At 68.4% G+C, this 14,811-nt stretch carries 18 protein-coding genes; 17 read left to right on the forward strand and 1 reads right to left on the reverse strand.

Annotation, left to right across the window (positions count from 1 at the left end):
* Nucleotides 1-4: 4 nt before the first annotated feature.
* The 13 genes from ACZ38L_RS31420 (at nt 5) to ACZ38L_RS31480 (ending at nt 7,838) form a co-directional block, all read left to right on the forward strand.
* Nucleotides 5-1,384 (forward strand): FtsK/SpoIIIE domain-containing protein, encoded by a 1,380-nt coding sequence (locus tag ACZ38L_RS31420; RefSeq protein ID WP_465699668.1) that lies wholly within the window; start codon nt 5-7, stop codon nt 1,382-1,384.
* 93 nt (nt 1,385-1,477) lie between these two features.
* The gene (locus ACZ38L_RS31425) at nt 1,478-1,684 is read left to right on the forward strand and encodes a hypothetical protein (RefSeq protein WP_465699671.1); all 207 of its coding nucleotides are present in this window, start codon (nt 1,478-1,480) and stop codon (nt 1,682-1,684) included.
* Nucleotides 1,685-1,721: 37 nt separating this feature from the next.
* Nucleotides 1,722-1,967, forward strand: a complete 246-nt coding sequence (locus ACZ38L_RS31430) for a hypothetical protein (RefSeq protein WP_465699673.1) — start codon at nt 1,722-1,724, stop codon at nt 1,965-1,967.
* Between the two features lie 89 nt (nt 1,968-2,056).
* A complete protein-coding gene (locus ACZ38L_RS31435; protein ID WP_465699675.1) occupies nt 2,057-2,479 on the forward strand; it encodes a hypothetical protein in 423 nt (140 codons plus the stop codon).
* Nucleotides 2,480-2,950: 471 nt separating this feature from the next.
* Entirely contained in the window at nt 2,951-3,628 is a 678-nt protein-coding gene (locus ACZ38L_RS31440) for a DUF2637 domain-containing protein (RefSeq protein WP_465699677.1), read from the forward strand.
* A 16-nt stretch (nt 3,629-3,644) separates the two neighbouring features.
* On the forward strand, nt 3,645-3,836 hold the full coding sequence (locus ACZ38L_RS31445) for a mobile element transfer protein (RefSeq protein WP_465699680.1): 192 nt from the start codon (nt 3,645-3,647) through the stop codon (nt 3,834-3,836).
* A 14-nt stretch (nt 3,837-3,850) separates the two neighbouring features.
* Nucleotides 3,851-4,039: a hypothetical protein gene (locus tag ACZ38L_RS31450; protein WP_465699683.1), complete on the forward strand. Its 189-nt coding sequence runs from the start codon at nt 3,851-3,853 to the stop codon at nt 4,037-4,039.
* 14 nt (nt 4,040-4,053) lie between these two features.
* Complete coding sequence (locus ACZ38L_RS31455; RefSeq protein WP_465699686.1) at nt 4,054-4,593, forward strand: DUF6197 family protein; 540 nt, start codon at nt 4,054-4,056, stop codon at nt 4,591-4,593.
* Between the two features lie 122 nt (nt 4,594-4,715).
* Nucleotides 4,716-4,898, forward strand: coding sequence for a hypothetical protein (locus ACZ38L_RS31460; RefSeq protein WP_465699689.1), 183 nt, complete (start codon nt 4,716-4,718; stop codon nt 4,896-4,898).
* A gap of 1 nt (nt 4,899) precedes the next feature.
* A complete protein-coding gene (locus tag ACZ38L_RS31465) occupies nt 4,900-5,067 on the forward strand; it encodes a hypothetical protein (protein WP_465699692.1) in 168 nt (55 codons plus the stop codon).
* A gap of 128 nt (nt 5,068-5,195) precedes the next feature.
* Complete coding sequence (locus ACZ38L_RS31470) at nt 5,196-6,497, forward strand: replication initiator (RefSeq protein WP_465699709.1); 1,302 nt, start codon at nt 5,196-5,198, stop codon at nt 6,495-6,497.
* Nucleotides 6,490-6,699: an excisionase family DNA-binding protein gene (locus ACZ38L_RS31475; protein WP_465699711.1), complete on the forward strand. Its 210-nt coding sequence runs from the start codon at nt 6,490-6,492 to the stop codon at nt 6,697-6,699. The genes ACZ38L_RS31470 and ACZ38L_RS31475 overlap by 8 nt, the downstream gene beginning before the upstream one ends.
* On the forward strand, nt 6,699-7,838 hold the full coding sequence (locus ACZ38L_RS31480; protein ID WP_465699695.1) for a tyrosine-type recombinase/integrase: 1,140 nt from the start codon (nt 6,699-6,701) through the stop codon (nt 7,836-7,838). Before ACZ38L_RS31475 ends, ACZ38L_RS31480 begins: the two co-directional genes overlap by 1 nt.
* A 792-nt stretch (nt 7,839-8,630) precedes the next feature.
* Here ACZ38L_RS31480 and ACZ38L_RS31485 read toward each other — a convergent pair.
* Nucleotides 8,631-9,173 (reverse strand): SMI1/KNR4 family protein, encoded by a 543-nt coding sequence (locus ACZ38L_RS31485; protein WP_465699698.1) that lies wholly within the window; start codon nt 9,171-9,173, stop codon nt 8,631-8,633.
* A 311-nt stretch (nt 9,174-9,484) separates the two neighbouring features.
* Here ACZ38L_RS31485 and ACZ38L_RS31490 point away from each other — a divergent pair, with 311 nt between their 5' ends.
* From ACZ38L_RS31490 to ACZ38L_RS31505, 4 genes are all read left to right on the forward strand, one after another.
* Nucleotides 9,485-11,761 carry an ATP-binding protein gene (locus ACZ38L_RS31490; RefSeq protein WP_465699701.1) on the forward strand — a complete coding sequence of 759 codons (2,277 nt, stop codon included), beginning with the start codon at nt 9,485-9,487 and terminating at the stop codon, nt 11,759-11,761.
* A gap of 8 nt (nt 11,762-11,769) precedes the next feature.
* The gene (locus tag ACZ38L_RS31495; protein WP_465699704.1) at nt 11,770-13,431 is read left to right on the forward strand and encodes a DEAD/DEAH box helicase family protein; all 1,662 of its coding nucleotides are present in this window, start codon (nt 11,770-11,772) and stop codon (nt 13,429-13,431) included.
* Between the two features lie 9 nt (nt 13,432-13,440).
* A complete protein-coding gene (locus ACZ38L_RS31500; RefSeq protein WP_465643886.1) occupies nt 13,441-14,052 on the forward strand; it encodes a hypothetical protein in 612 nt (203 codons plus the stop codon).
* A gap of 472 nt (nt 14,053-14,524) precedes the next feature.
* A partial coding sequence (locus ACZ38L_RS31505) for a transposase (protein ID WP_465699707.1) occupies nt 14,525-14,811 on the forward strand: 287 nt, incomplete at its 3' end.

Here is a 14,811-nt window from a genome sequence, read left to right on the forward strand (position 1 = left end):
CGCCATGTCGGGGGTCATGACGCTGGCCGAGTTCGGCGGTCCGTTAGCCGCTGTGGGTGGTGGTGCGGCCTACGCCCGGGTGAAGGCGCCGGCGGTGTACTGGTCGGCGGTGGGTCTGCCGGTGGCGGCGATACGCTTCCGGGCCACTTACGGTGCCACGATGGACGCCTGTGGGCTGACGGTTGCGCCGTCCCGGCTGCGGGTGATGGTCGCCCGGGTCACCTCTCGGCGGGAGATCCGGCCGGTTCCGCCAAAGATCCGCCGGGTCCGCCCGACAACCACGGGCCTGCGGATTCGCCTGCGGCTCGCTCCGGGGATGGAGCCGGCGGACGTGGCGGCCTCGGCCGAGCGTCTGCGCCACGCCTGGGGTGTGCACGCCGTGCATGTCTCGGTGGTGAAGCCCGGTGTGGTCGAGCTGCGGATGACCGGCTTCGATGTGCTCCGCAAGGTGCGTATGCCGCGCCGGTTGCCCTCCGGTCCGATGGTGGTGCCGGTGGCTCTGCGGGAGGACGGGACCGCCTATGTGCGCGACTACCGGCCCATCCCGCACGCTATGACGCTGGGCGCGACGCAGTCGGGCAAGTCGGTCTACATTCGCAACCTGATCCGGGGCCTGGCCTCTCAGCGGGTGGCGCTGGTGGGGATCGACTGCAAGCGGGGTGTGGAGCTGGCCCCGTTCGCACCTCGTCTGTCCGCGCTGGCCATCGATCCGGATCAGGCGGCTGAGCTGCTGGACGTCCTGGTTGATGAAATGGAGGGCCGCTACGACCTGATCCGTGACCGGCAGGGCATCACGTCGGATGTCCCGGACGAAGAGATCACCTCGGACATCTGGGGCCTGCCCGACGACGTGCGACCGGTGCCACTGGTCCTGCTGGTGGACGAAGTCGCGGAACTGTTCCTGGTGGCTACCGCGAAGGACGAAAAGCGCCGGGACGTGATGGTCACCCAGCTGATCCGGCTCGCTCAACTCGGCCGCGCGGCCGGCATCTACCTGGAGGTCTGCGGGCAGCGCTTCGGCTCCGAGCTGGGTAAGGGCGCCACGATGCTGCGCGCTCAGCTCTCCGGCCGCGTCGTGCACCGCGTGAACGACCGGCCAACCGCCGAAATGGGCCTGGGTGACATCTCCCCTGAAGCCGTGCTCGCGGCCACCGCGATCCCCCCGAAGATGCCCGGAGTGGCCGTGGCGGGTGACTCCTCCGGCGGCTGGTGCCGTATCCGCACCCCGGAACTGTCCCTCGCCGACGCGGCTCGCGCCTGCCGGGAGAACGCGCACCGCGTTCCCGACCTGCCGGCGCTGAACCGCTTCCGGCCGCGCGTCCCGCCGACGGCGGTCCCGGCTGATGCCGTGCCGCTGACCAAGCCGTTCCCGGCCACCAGCTAACCCATCCCCTGCTCCGCGGCCGGCGCGACCGCCCCCGCGCCAAGTCCCTACCACCCCCATGCCCGAACTCGGGCCCACAAAAGGAGAGATCACATGAGCTACCGCGACCGTCGCACCAGCCAGGCGGAGGAAGACCGCCACTTGACCGGCCAGCTGATCAACGCGACCACGGGCTACCTCAACGACAACGAAGACGCCGACGAGGAGTTCGGCCGTGTCGTGCTCCATGGCTGCACGCCGGCGATGCGCCGAAACCGCGACTACCCGCCGGCCGGCCATGGCTACCCGCGCAAGGACTGACCCCACACCGCCGACCGGCTCCCGAAAGGACCTCCCGATGACCTTGCACGTGTCGTTCTACGCCGACAGCAAGACCCACTTCCACCTGTGCGAGTACGGCGACCGGCGACCCCCGATCCTGGCCCTGGACGACCCCGGCCACAGCCTCACCCTGGCCACCCACCCCACCGTTCCGCTGGCCGAGCAGCTGGCCTTCGCTCGCGCCCTGGCTGAGAACGCCACCGGCTTCCTCGCCGCGATGGAGCGCTTCGCCGCCGCGCAGACCGACACCCCGATCAACTGACCACGCCCCGGGGCAGCCGCCAGGTCGCCAAACTCACCGGCCGCCCCGGGCCCCTCACACCCGAGACCGAGCAGAAAGAGAGCTCCATCATGCCCCGATTCCTGGAGAACCTCGTCGGAGGGTTCCTCGACAAGCACGGCGACGCGATCACCGACCACGTCCGCGAGATGACCGCCGTCATGCCCATGAGCAGGAGCGAACGCGCTCTGCGCGACGAACACGACGCGTGGGCCCGTGGCGCCCAGCTCAACCGCCCGTACTGGACCGGCGGCGCGTACTACGAGTACCTGGACGACGCCCACCTGACCCGCGTCTGCTCCGGCGAGTACACGTTCGTCCGCCGCACCACCAGCGGGCTCTACACCGCCAACGGCATGTACTCCTGGGACGTCTGGCTCCGCAGCGGAGAGCTGACGCCCAGCCAGCCTGTCGACCCCGGTCGCCCGGCCCGCTTCAGCGTCACCAGCGACCTGCGCAACAGCCCCCGCGACTGGACCATCCGCCGGCGCTAACCGCCCCTTTCCCGGTCGGCGTGACCGTCTACACGCCAAGTCCCTACCCAAGCCGTGCCCGAAGCGGGCCGAACCACGAGGAGAAGACCCATGTTCTGCGAGCACTGCGGCGACACCGACGGCGACGTGACCGGCGTCGACCACGATGAACGCGACTGCCCCTGGTACGGCGCCGACGACACCGACTCGGACGAGTGATCCCGGTGGCCGCCCGCAAGAAGCCCGCCCCGGTCTCGGCCGCCTTGCCGAAGTGCACCGGTTGCAACGGTGAGGGCTGGGTGAGTGAGACCCACACCGTCGGCCGCGGCAAGCAGGCCCGCCCCGCCGGACAGGTCGAAGTCCTTTGCCCGACCTGCCTCGGTACCGGCACCGCCCCCGAGTAACCACCCAGACCGCCGGGACCGGGCGGCAGGGCATCCCTTGAGCCCCGTCCGGCCCCGGCCCCACCCCCCTTGGAAGGAGGACCGCCCGATGCGCCTGCCCCGCCCGGATGCCGTCCTCGTGCAAGCCGCCATCGCCGGCGCCCTGTCCTTCGCCCACCTCCACGACATCGCCGGGGCCGCCAACCAACACGGCTGGAAAGCCTGGGCCTACCCCGTCTCCGTGGACCTGCTCCTGGTCGCCGCCTGGCACCGCATCCGCGTCCTTCGCGCCGCCGGCCGCCCCGCCCGCGCCGCCTGGACCTGGTTCGCCATCGCGCTGGCCGCATCCCTGGGCGCGAACGTCGCCACCGCCGGACTCCTCAACCTCGCCCGCGTCCCGGCCTGGCTGCGCATCCTCGTCGCCGGCTGGCCCGCCCTCGCCTTCTTCGGCGGCACCCTCCTCGCCCACACCACCCCAACCGCCCCCGACACCGAGCCCGAGCCAGACCCCGAACTCCCGCTCTACGAACCCGAACCCGACACCACCGTCGCGGGCCTGGCCGAACCCGAGCCCGAACCCCTCCCCACGCCGGATCCGGTACCCGCGCTGACCGCCGCACCCGCTGCTCCGCCCATCGCGGTCCCGGCCGCTCTGGTCGAGCACGCCCGCAAGGTCGCCGACGACCATCGCGCCCGCACCGGCACCCCGATCGACACCGACACCCTGCGCGTCCGGCTCGGCGTCCCGCCGCACTTCGCCGACGCCATCGCCGCCCAACTCACCTGAGAGGAGAACCAGTTCCATGCCCCGACCGATCCGCCCGCGCAACGTAATCCGCATCGGTCCTGTCCAGGTCGCCACCTACTACGACCGCCACGGCCGCGAGAAGCACACCGCCGCCTGCACCGCCCCGCGCTGCGGCTTCTCCGCCGACTACGACTCCCGCGCCGCCGCCGAGATCGCCGCCCGCACCCACCACTGCCCCATCGCCTGACAGGAGAGCTCGCCGTGAACGTCACCCTCCCCCTGGTCTTCGTCCTCGGCGCCATCGCCTGGACCGCCGTCAAGTTCCTCGGCATCCGGCCCTGGGGCGTCGTCGTGATCGCGCTGTTCGGCTTCTACCTGGCGCACACCTTCCTGGCCCCGGCCATCGACCAGACCACCCGCTCCACGGTCACGGCCGTCACCCACAAGTGAGAGGAGTAGTCGCCATGCCCACCACCCTCCAACCCTTCGGTCTCCCGACGCTGCTGACCGTGGACGGCTCCGGCCTCGCCGCCGAGATCGAGGCCTACCTCGCCTCCCTGCCGACCCCGGCCCGCCTGCCCGCTCCGTACGTCTGCCCGCTTGGCAGCACGGTGCAGCCCTGGAACTCCGGTCACCCGCTTCCCCGCCTCACGCTCCTGGACCGGATCGCCCACCGCCCGGCCCGACCCGTCCCGGTCAGCGCTGCCGATCACCTGCGCCTGGCCTCCCGCTACATCGCCGCGCACGGCTGGCTTCAAGGCGCGATGTGGGACACCGCCGGCCGTGTCTGCCTCCTCGGCGCACAAGCCGCCGTCCTCGCCCACGGCTACGGCACCGCGAGCACTGTCCAGACCGCCCGCGTGCAGGTCATGGAAGTCCTCCATGCCACTCGGCGGCCCGTCAACTCCCCCGACGAGTACAACGACCGCCCCACCACCCGGCAGGCCGACATTCACCAGCTGCTCGAACAAGCCGCCGCCCGCGCCCGCGCCCTGCGGGTCTGACCCCCAGCACCGCGCCCCCTGACCGGCCCCCGGGGCGGCAAAAGCCGCCAAGCATCCCACCGCCCCGGAGACCGCACCCAACCAACCGCAGCACACGACCGCGCCCAGAAGGGACCACCATCATGCCCCAGCACCAGCACAGCCACGCCCAGCACTGCACCCACTGCGCCGGCTTCGCCCGCGTCGCCATCGACACCGGCACCCGCCTCCCCAACGGCTCCCGCGCCACCGTCCAGGCGTGCTGCCCTGCCTGCCACGGCACCGGCACCACCACCCGCCCCCGCACCAGCGTGAAGGCGGCCTGACATGGCCCTCCTCGACTGGCGCGACTCCAAGCACTGGTCCCCCAAGCCCGAACCGTGCGGCATCTGCACCAAGCCCACCAATCTGCGCTCCGACCGCGGCAAGCCCGTCCACAAGGTCTGCGCCGAGCAGTGGATCGACCAGCACACCAACCCCGTCCAGAAGCGCTGACCACCCCGCCTCGGAGCCCGCCCGCTTGCGCTACGGCTCCGGGGCCCATCCCGCTCGAAGGGACCCCCGTGCCCGCTCTCGCCCCGCCACCGGTCGCCGAGCTGACTGCCCTTGCCCAACTCGGCACCATGCCCGCCCTCATGCGCCAACTCGCCGGCCTCGGTGGCTGCGGTCGACCCATCCGCCTCGACGGCTACCGCACCGAAGTTCACACCGCCACCGGCGAGATCCTGCACCACCTGGAATCCGCCGACCTGGCCGCCGGCAACCTGCTCGTGCGCTGTAACAACCGGCGCACCACCCGCTGTGCGGCCTGCGCCGAGACCTACCGCCGCGACACCTACCACCTGATCACCGCCGGCCTCACCGGCGGCAAAGGCACCCCCGCCACGGTCGCCGCCCACCCCCGCGTGTTCGCCACCTTCACCGCCCCCGGCTTCGGCCCCGTCCACAACCGCCCCACCAACGGCCGCTGCCGCTGCGGCACCCACCACACCGACGGCGCGCCCGAGTTAGGCACACCAATCAACCCGGACACCTACGACTACCGCGCCGCAGTGCTCTGGAACGCTCACGCCGGGAAGATCTGGGCCCGCTTCTCGATCTACCTGCGCCGCGAAGTCGCCAAGCGCGCCGGCCTGACACAGCGTGAGTTCCGCGACCACGCCCGCGTCTCGTTCGCCAAGGTCGCCGAGTACCAGAAGCGCGGGGCCGTCCACTTCCACGCCGTCATTCGCCTCGACGGTCCCGAGGGCGGTGACACTCCGCCGCCGGCCTGGGCAACGCCAGACCTCCTCACGGACGCCATCCGGGCCGCCGTCGCCGCCACCGAGATCCCCGGGCCCGTCCTCGACGGCACCGCGTACGCCTTCGCGTTCGGCAAGCAGCTCGACATCCGCACCATCCGGACCGCAGACTTCGCCGCCGGTACCGCCCTCACCGAACGCGCCGTCGCCGCCTACATCGCCAAGTACGCCACCAAGGGCGCCGAATCCGCGACCGGCACCCTTGACCGACCGATCAAGCTGCTCGCCGAGCTCGCCCACCTCGACATCTCGGAGCACGCTCGCCGACTCGTTCGAACCTGCTGGACCCTCGGCCAGTGCCCCGAGCTGGAAGAACTACGCCTGCGCGCCTGGGCTCACATGCTCGGCTTCCGCGGCCACTTCTCCACCAAGACTCGCCGCTACTCCACCACCCTCGGCGCCCTGCGCGAGGCACGCGCCGCCTGGCGCAGAGCCCAAGCCACCACCCACACCGACGGACCGCCCCCGGCCGCCGACGACGAGTCCACCGAGCCCACAACCCTCGTCCTCGCCCACTGGACCTTCGCCGGCATCGGCCTCACCCCAGGCGAACGCTGGCTCGCCGAAGCACTCACCCCCGCACCAGGAACGGAAGGAGAACCCACCACCCATGTCCCTGCCTGACCACCTCCTCACGATCGCCGAGGTCGCCGCCCTCCTCGGCACCACCGACCGGTTCCCTCGACGCCTGGTCGCCGAACGCCGCATCGAGTTCATCAAGGTCGGCCGCCACGTCCGCATCGCGCCTGCGGCCCTGGCCGAGTTCATGGCGGTCAACACCGTGCGGCCGCTGACCACCCGTCGCGCCCTGCGGTCGGTGGCCTGATGGCTGGCAAGCGGCGGCAGTTCGGCCGCATCCGCAAGCTCCCGTCCGGCCGGTATCAGGCGCGCTACCCCGACCCGCAAGGTGTCCTCCGGCCGGCCCCGGTGACGTTCCGCACCAAGCGGGAAGCGGAGGTCTGGCTGGCCGAGACCCAGACCGACCTTTCGCGTGGTGACTGGCGTGATCCGGATGCCGGAGCGATCAACTTCACTGAGTACGCCGAAGCGTGGATCACCGAGCGTGGGCTGATGGCCACCACGGACGAGCTGTACCGCCGGCTTCTCCGGCTGCACCTCGCGCCCGCCTTCGGTGCCTGGAACCTGGACGAGATCACTGCGCCTCGCGTCCGGGCCTGGCGCGCGGCCCTACTCGCCACCGGCAAGCAGATCACGACCGCGAAGGCATACCGCCTGCTCAAGGCCATCCTCGCCACCGCCACCGACGACGAGCTGATCCGCCGGAACCCCTGCCGGATCAAGGGTGCAGGAAAGGAGTCATCGGAGGAACGCGAGACCGCGACCATCGAACAGGTCTATGAGCTGGCCGAACTGGTCGGCGCCCGCTGGCGGGCCATGGTCCTCCTGGCCGCGTTCACCACGCTCCGCCCGGAAGAACTCGCCGAGCTGCGCCGCTCGGATATCAACCTCGCCGCCGGCACCGTGCGGGTCCGCCTCGCTGCTCCTGAGCTGAACACCGGCCGGCGGGTCGTGGGCGACACCAAGTCCGAGGCCGGGAAACGCACCGTGACCATCCCCGCCGTAGTACTCCCGGACGTGAAGATGCACCTTGAGCTGTTCGCCGAGAAGGGTCCGAAGGGGCTGCTGTTCGTCGGTGAGAAGGGTGCCCCGTTCCGCCGGACTTCCTTCGGCCGGATCTGGAAGAAGGCGCGCGACAAGGCCGGGATGCCGGACTTCCGGTTCTACGATCTACGGCACACCGGCAACACCTTGGCAGCCACCACAGGCGCCAGTCTCAAGGAGCTTATGGCTCGCATGGGGCACGCCTCCGTTCGGGCCGCGCTGATCTACCAACACGCCACCAGCGAGCGGGACAAGAAGATCGCTGACGGCATGGACGCGGCGATCAACCAGAAGCTCGGCCGGGGCACGACCGCCCGCGGCGAAGAGGCTCCCTCGGCCTAACGGGCACGCAGGGGACACGGGGCCCGAAACGGCCCACGGAAAGCAAAAGGCCCAGCTCGGGGATCATGCCCCTGAGCTGGGCCTTTACTGCTGGAGCGGGCGACGAGAATCGAACTCGCGCTATAAGCTTGGGAATCTTTGGGCGTTCGGGCTTAAAAGGGCCTCTGGCCTGGGGCGATGCTTGATTCGCCGGGCGTTCGGCGCGATAGTTCTTGCCCGCTTCTGACCGTCGTTCACCGACCGTTCTGGCACGGATCTGGCACGAGTTGGCTCAGTTCGCTCTGGAGGCGGCCTGTGGCGTTGCCGAGGCACCTTCGGTACTCGATCCGCAGCCTCCCACACGCCGAGCGCCATGTCGACGGAACGGGCAGCTTGGTCGTGCTCCCGCCGAGTGGTGTAGCCGATCTTGCCTCAAAGCTTCACAGGTGCGCAGCTGCCGGGAGACCGGACGGCGCCCTCGGACTGAAGCCCACAGACTGACGCCTTGTCAGCCCAGACGGGGTTCCCGAAGCCGGGATTCCGGTCGTGAACTGCGCTTTTGCCGCCTTGATCGGCTACACCACTCGGTGGGACACCATCGGCAGCTTGCCCGCCTTCGCCAGACGAGGGTTGTGGGAAGTCGACGTATTGGCATTCCGCGTACGAGGCTGCCGACACTCGTAGGTCGATCGACGGGTGTGTGACACTCAACCGGTGCCGACACCTTGTGGCGCCATGCGCACTGCTCCCGTGGCTGGCGCAGCTCGTCCCGCTCGGACTCCGTTTCCCGGCCGGGAGGCGCGGCTGACCGGTTCAAGCATTCGCGGCAAGGCGCCAGGCGGCATCAGCCCAGGGGATGGGCTCCTGGGCATCATCGGCCATCATGACGTCCTCCTCCCACCAACCAGTTCCGTTCAGCCAGGAGGCCAGCCACTGGGTGAGCGAAGGCGAGTCCAGGAACCACGCGTCGGCCCAGTCGTCAGGGCCTGCGTTCGGCTCGAAGAGGAGGACAGGTGCGTCGGGGCTGAGGCAGTCGACGGCGCCGTACATGCCGCAGCCCCAGTCCAGGATCGGCAGCACGCCCTGCGGCCAGTACTCGCAAGGGAACCCCTCCGGCACTCCGTACTCGGATACGGCGGTCCGCCCCTGGCCGATCAGCGGGAACAGCTGATACTCAGGGCCGAAGCCGCCGTTGGCGACGTGACGGTACAGCAGGCGTAGCGGCGGCGGCAGAGTGAAGCCGAGTACGCGCTCGGCGTTGGCGATGTCTTGCTCGCTGGCGCACGAAGGCAGGACCGGAGTCTCTCGCTCGGCACGATTACGGACGCGCAGCAGAAGCTCTGACAGGTCGTTCACGCGGCCGCCTCCTCGGGTGAGAGAACAGAACCAGCACGTTGCGTCCTCCCAGTGTCACCACCTACTCATCTGCGGGACGTTCGCCCAGGGCAGCCAGCAGATCTCGCACTTGATCCTGCGCTGTCGGTCGTACCCGCTACGGTTGGATCGGCGTCCATGATTCGGGCTCGCGCCGAGAGTGAACCATGGACGGGTGCCACGGTATCCGGTCCTGGCAGCGCTGCGGGGTCCAAAGAGTGCATAAGGGAGAACAGGGGCAAGTGACTACCTCGGGGTCCATCAACGTCATGCCGCACCCCAGGATCCTCGGAGTGCTCGGGGACATCGAGTTCTCGCACTGGCAGTGTCTGGCCGAGCTGGTCGACAACGCCTTCGACGAGTTTCGCCAGGCGGGTTCGACTGCGGACATGCCGACCGTGGCCATCTCCCTGCCCGCCGCCAACACGCACCGTTCCACGGCGGAGATCACCGTCCGAGACAATGGGCGCGGCATGAGCCTCGAAGCCGTGCGTAACGCGATCAGCGCTGGCTGGACGAGTAACAGCCGTCATGGCGCGCTCGGCCTCTTCGGGATGGGCTTCAACATCAGCACCGCCCGCCTGGGACGTCGCACCACGGTACGTACCAGCCGGGCCGGCGCCCCCGACTGGATCGAGGTCGTCCTCGATCTCCCGCAACTTGCCGAGTCCTCGCGGTACGAGGCTCCGTTCCGGCGGGTCCCGAAGTCGGATCCCGGTGAGCACGGGACGACCGTGACTATCAGCGATCTCAAGTCCGATCAGTACGACGCCTTGAAGCGCCCCAACACGCACAAGGTGATCCGTCAGAAGCTGGGAGAGGTCTACAGCTACCTGCTGGCCGAGAAGGGCTTCCTGCTGACAGTCAACAACACGGCGGTCGTGCCGCGTCGGCCGTGTGTCTGGGACGAGTCTCGTTCCGTGACACGGCAGGGTGTCACGATCCACGCCATCCAGTGGATCGACCAGCGTCTGAGCGACAAGAAGGCGTGCTCGGTGTGTGGTCACTGGAGCAGCCTGGATGCCGAAGTCTGCGAGGAGTGCGAGAGCCCTCGCGTCGAGCTGCGCGAACGCCGGATCTGGGGTTGGCTCGGCATCCAGCGCTACGTGCACAAGACCGACTACGGCATCGACTTCCTCCGCAACGGGCGCAAGATCCTCGTCAAGGACAAGCGGGTGTTCGAGTGGCGCGACGACGACGAGTTGTCCGAGCCCGAGATCGAGTACCCGATCGACGACAAAACGCCGATGGGTCGGATCGTCGGCGAGATCCACTGCGACCACGTAAGCCCGAACTACCAGAAGACCGCCTTCGAGTTCGAGACTCACGAATGGCGACAGGTGATCCGAGCCGTGCGAGGGAGCAGTCCCCTGCGCCCGCAGATCGCCAAGAGGCTCAGCTTGCCGGAGAACGACAGTCCCCTGGCTCTCCTCTTCACGGGATTTCGTCGGCGCGACCCTGGGCTTAACTACCTCATCCCGGGCGACGGCAACGTCGCCCTGCACGACAAGGCCCGGGAATGGGCGGAACGCTTCCGGGCCGGAGATCCCGAGTACCAGAGCGACGAGATCTGGTACCAGGCTGCCTATCAGCACGACCACCCGGTCGGCCCCGAGTCATCTTCGGACGACAGCGAGGTTCTCCCGGGTATCGAGATCGACTCCCTGTTCAACTCCGGGACGGCAAGCCCCGAAGCGGCACCGGGCGTGCGCTCGACCTTCAGCGAGCCCGACCCCACACCGAGCAGGATCGAAGAGACCCTGCTCGAACGTCTCGCGCGTTACCGCGAGCATGGCACGCTCGTCGTGGACCTCTGCGGCGACTACATGCTCAGGGAACTGGGCAGCGTGACCCTGGAAGCTTGGGCTGTCCGAGGTCAGCGTCTGCTGGACGAAGACCGCGAGGTGCCGGTCTTCGCCAAGATGCTCCGCGCGCCAAAGGTTGAGATCTACATCGACGCCGAGCACCCGCTCTTCCGCGAGCATGGCTCCGACATGCGCGACCTGGCCATGGTCGAACTGGCGGAACACATGAGGGTACGCGCTGACCGCACGGACATTCCCTTGTCCGAGATCATCGGGAAGCTGAAGGACGGCTCCTCCAGTCCCCGGTTGACGCCGGCCGCAATGGCCGACGAGGCCGAACACTTGCTGGAGCAGGTCCGCTCGGCCATGGCATCCGTCGTCGCCGAGGATGCTGGGACGCACTGGGAGCAGCTTGCCGAGGACGAACGGCTCGCAGCTCAACGGCGTTTCGCGCTGGAAGCGGCTTCAACGTCCTGGGACGAGGCCATCGCGAAGGGCGATTTCATCCGGTACGTTCCTGCGGGCGCGGTGATCCGGGTCCTGCAAGGAACCCCGGAAGTGTTCATGGACGGCCACGTGTTCACACGGCCCTACCAGTCTCTCCCAGATGCCAGCGCCCGTGAACTCGCGTTGGACCGCCTGATCAGTCCGCTGAGCGACCTCGCGCTTCTCGAGCAGCACCGGCCCAGGCTGGACCCGGACGAGCTCGCGCGCTTCCGTGCGAGCTGCCGACTGGTCTCCCGCGACCTCGTCGCCCTGGTGTAGGGACGGCCATGACGGGCTTCCTGGCCGCGCGCTCCCTCGCCGACGCCGGCCCCCTGCAGTTCCCACGACGCATCGAGCGGCTGCTCTTGCATCTCCAGTTCACGGACGTCGTCAACATCGATGGCTCAGGCGACGAGGGCGGTGACATCCTGGCCCGCCGCCAGGGCCAGCTCTGGGTCATCCAGTGCAAATGGAAGCTCCGCGACGCGGTCGGATCCGACGCCGTCGACGAGGTCTCCCGAGCTCGTGACAGTTACCACGCCCATCGCGCCGTCGTGGTGACCAATACGCGGTTCAGCCCCGATGCCCGTCGGCGTGCGGCCGATCTCGCACGCCTGGGCCCGCAGATTCTGCTGTGGAGCGGAGCGGATCTCAACGCTAGCTTCGAGAAGGTCCCCGATCGATTCAGCGTGATCACACCCCGCCCGTACCAAGCAGAGGCGATCCAGGCCCTGGAGCGGGATCTGGAGGCCAGCGCACGGGCCCTGCTGGTCCTCGCCACAGGTCTGGGCAAGACCGTGGTCGGCGGCGAGGTCATCGGCGCGCACCTGCGCCGTCGGCCCGCCGATCGTGTCCTCGTGGTGGCACACGCAAAGGACTTGGTACAGCAGCTCGAACGAGCCCTCTGGCGGCATCTCCCCAAAACCGTCCCGACCCGGCTGTTCACCGGCGACACGCGGCCGGACGATCTTTCTGGCCTCACCTGCGCCACGCTGGGTTCCGCTCTTAACGCCGCACGCTTCGGCTTTCGACCCGACCTCGTCATGATCGACGAGGCCCATCACCTCGGTGCCGATGGCCAGTACGACGAGCTTCTCCGACTTCTCGGCGACGCACGCCAATTCGGGGTCACCGCCACACCGTGGCGAGGGGACTCGCACGACATCACCGAGCACTTCGGCCCTGCGAGCTTCAGGCTCGGTATCGAAGAAGGCATGCAACGCGGGTACCTGGCCCAAGTCGACTACCGGCTGTTCGTCGACAACATCAACTGGGACGTTGTTCGGGCAGCCAGCGAGCACTCGTACGGACTCGCTGAGCTGAACGCTCAACTCTTCTTGCCCCAGAGGGATGAAGCCGTGCGTGACGAGCTCGCGTCGGTATGGGCCACCACGACCAAACCCCGCGCCATCGTCTTCTGCCGCACCATCGAACACGCCGAACGCCTGGCCGGCCTTCTGTGCCGTGCTCCGCTGTGGCCTGGAGCCATGGCAATCCACGCGGGACTGCCCAAACGAGAGCGGCAAAACCGCCTCTTGGCCTTCCGATCAGGCGAGGTACCCATCCTCACCTCGGTGGACATTTTGAACGAGGGAGTCGATGTACCCGATGTGAACATCCTGTGCTTCGCGCGCGTCACCCACTCTCGGCGGATCTTTGTGCAGCAGCTCGGCCGTGGTCTGCGCCTGCGTGAGGGCAAGGACCGAGTAACGGTTCTCGACTTCGTGAGCGACCTTCGGCGCATTGCGGCGGCTCTCAACCTCCGACGCTCGCTGGAGGGCGATGGGACGGTGGAGACCCTGCCCCAAATCAGCCGTTCGAAGATCGACTTCAACGACCAGCGTGTCGCTGGTCTTATGGACGAGTGGATCAAGGATGCGGCAAGCTTGGAGACCGCGTACGACGAGCACCGTCTTCAGTTCCCACCGACGCCGACGACTTGGGAGTAAGAAGCTCCGATGGCCCGCCTTCAGCTGCCTGACGAAACCCGAAAGCAGCTCCTCCTGAGGATCTACAAGCAGGCGGAAGAACTGCGCTGGGACTTCCTGACGAATCCTCAGCGAACCGAGTACTACCGCCAGTGGTACTCAGACCCCCGCATCGGTGTCGTGCTCACGAGCTTCGTGGGCGACAAGGCCGCTATGGACTGGATCAAGGACGTGGCGATGAAGGAGTACGGTCGCGCAAAGGAGGGAATCGGCCAGTACGTCCCGTACGTCACCCGACGCTTCCGCGGCACCGACGAGATCGTGCGCGCCGCTTGCGGAGATAGCTGGTCCATGCTTCCCGGAACGCTCGACATCAAGCCCAACAACATCCTGGCCTCGGACGGTTCGGAGACTCGGTACATCTGCTGGGGCCGCCCGGCCCAATTCCGCGATCTCGCTTGGGCCGCCCTTAACCAGGCTGTCGACCGTGAGAGCCGTCCTGCCATCGTGGTGACTACCCAGGACGGCGAGACGCTCAGCAACCCGGATATGGCGAGGCAGCGCGCCATCGCGGCGCACTGCGGCATCGACCTCGCACACCTACACCGGGCTATGATCGAGAACCCCGATTATGTGGGCTGACATGCCATCAAAGCAGCGCACGCATGCGACACTCGCCTCGTGATCTCGACTCCATCGGAAGTTACAGTTGGCCAGGACGGCACCGTACCGATCCCCATGAGCATCCTGGCCGAGGCTGGGATCAACCCCGGCGAGACCCTCCTCGCATTCAGCGACGGCGACGGCAGAAGATGGTGTCCCACCGAGTGGTGTAGCCGATCAAGGCGGCAAAAGCGCAGTTCACGACCGGAATCCCGGCTTCGGGAACCCAGTCTGGGCTGACAAGGCGTCAGTCTGGGGCTTCAGTCCGAGGGCGCCGTCCGGTCTCCCGGCAGGATGGCGTCCCGCCGACTGGTGTAGCCGATCACGGGTGAGGTGTGCGCGGGTTCGCTCCTGGGGCGCACACCCGCGAGGGACTCACGCTCCCTGAGCACAAGTCAGCCACCGTGCAACTCTCCGTGGTGAACGGGCAGTTCGACGAAGGAGACGCACGGTGGCTCTGTCCCAGTCTGACCTACTACGCCTGCTGGAGTCACTACGTTCGGCGGACGGGCTCGAACTCGTCCGGGGTGTGGCCGAGCGGATGCTCCAGGAGCTGATCGAGGCCGAGGCCACGGCGAGGATCGGTGCCCAGTGGAACGAGCACACCGAGACCCGCACCGCGTTTCGCAACGGGCACCGGGACAAGAAACTGACGACCCAGGCCGGCGATCTGGACCTGGCGATCCCCAAGCTGCGGTCGGGCAGCTTCTTCCCCGCGCTGCTGGAGCGGCGCCGCCG

The sequence above is a fragment of the Kitasatospora sp. NPDC024654 genome (assembly GCF_055559155.1).

Excerpts from the sequence above, each read along its gene's own strand:
- ACZ38L_RS31470 (WP_465699709.1), top strand. The coding sequence starts at position 5,196 with ATGCCCGCCCTCATGCGCCAACTCGCCGGCCTCGGTGGCTGCGGTCGA.
- ACZ38L_RS31420 (WP_465699668.1), top strand. The coding sequence starts at position 5 with ATGTCGGGGGTCATGACGCTGGCCGAGTTCGGCGGTCCGTTAGCCGCT.
- ACZ38L_RS31425 (WP_465699671.1), top strand. The coding sequence starts at position 1,478 with ATGAGCTACCGCGACCGTCGCACCAGCCAGGCGGAGGAAGACCGCCAC.
- ACZ38L_RS31500 (WP_465643886.1), top strand. The coding sequence starts at position 13,441 with ATGGCCCGCCTTCAGCTGCCTGACGAAACCCGAAAGCAGCTCCTCCTG.
- ACZ38L_RS31495 (WP_465699704.1), top strand. The coding sequence starts at position 11,770 with ATGACGGGCTTCCTGGCCGCGCGCTCCCTCGCCGACGCCGGCCCCCTG.
- ACZ38L_RS31480 (WP_465699695.1), top strand. The coding sequence starts at position 6,699 with ATGGCTGGCAAGCGGCGGCAGTTCGGCCGCATCCGCAAGCTCCCGTCC.
- ACZ38L_RS31440 (WP_465699677.1), top strand. The coding sequence starts at position 2,951 with ATGCGCCTGCCCCGCCCGGATGCCGTCCTCGTGCAAGCCGCCATCGCC.
- ACZ38L_RS31445 (WP_465699680.1), top strand. The coding sequence starts at position 3,645 with ATGCCCCGACCGATCCGCCCGCGCAACGTAATCCGCATCGGTCCTGTC.
- ACZ38L_RS31465 (WP_465699692.1), top strand. The coding sequence starts at position 4,900 with ATGGCCCTCCTCGACTGGCGCGACTCCAAGCACTGGTCCCCCAAGCCC.
- ACZ38L_RS31430 (WP_465699673.1), top strand. The coding sequence starts at position 1,722 with ATGACCTTGCACGTGTCGTTCTACGCCGACAGCAAGACCCACTTCCAC.
- ACZ38L_RS31455 (WP_465699686.1), top strand. The coding sequence starts at position 4,054 with ATGCCCACCACCCTCCAACCCTTCGGTCTCCCGACGCTGCTGACCGTG.
- ACZ38L_RS31435 (WP_465699675.1), top strand. The coding sequence starts at position 2,057 with ATGCCCCGATTCCTGGAGAACCTCGTCGGAGGGTTCCTCGACAAGCAC.
- ACZ38L_RS31460 (WP_465699689.1), top strand. The coding sequence starts at position 4,716 with ATGCCCCAGCACCAGCACAGCCACGCCCAGCACTGCACCCACTGCGCC.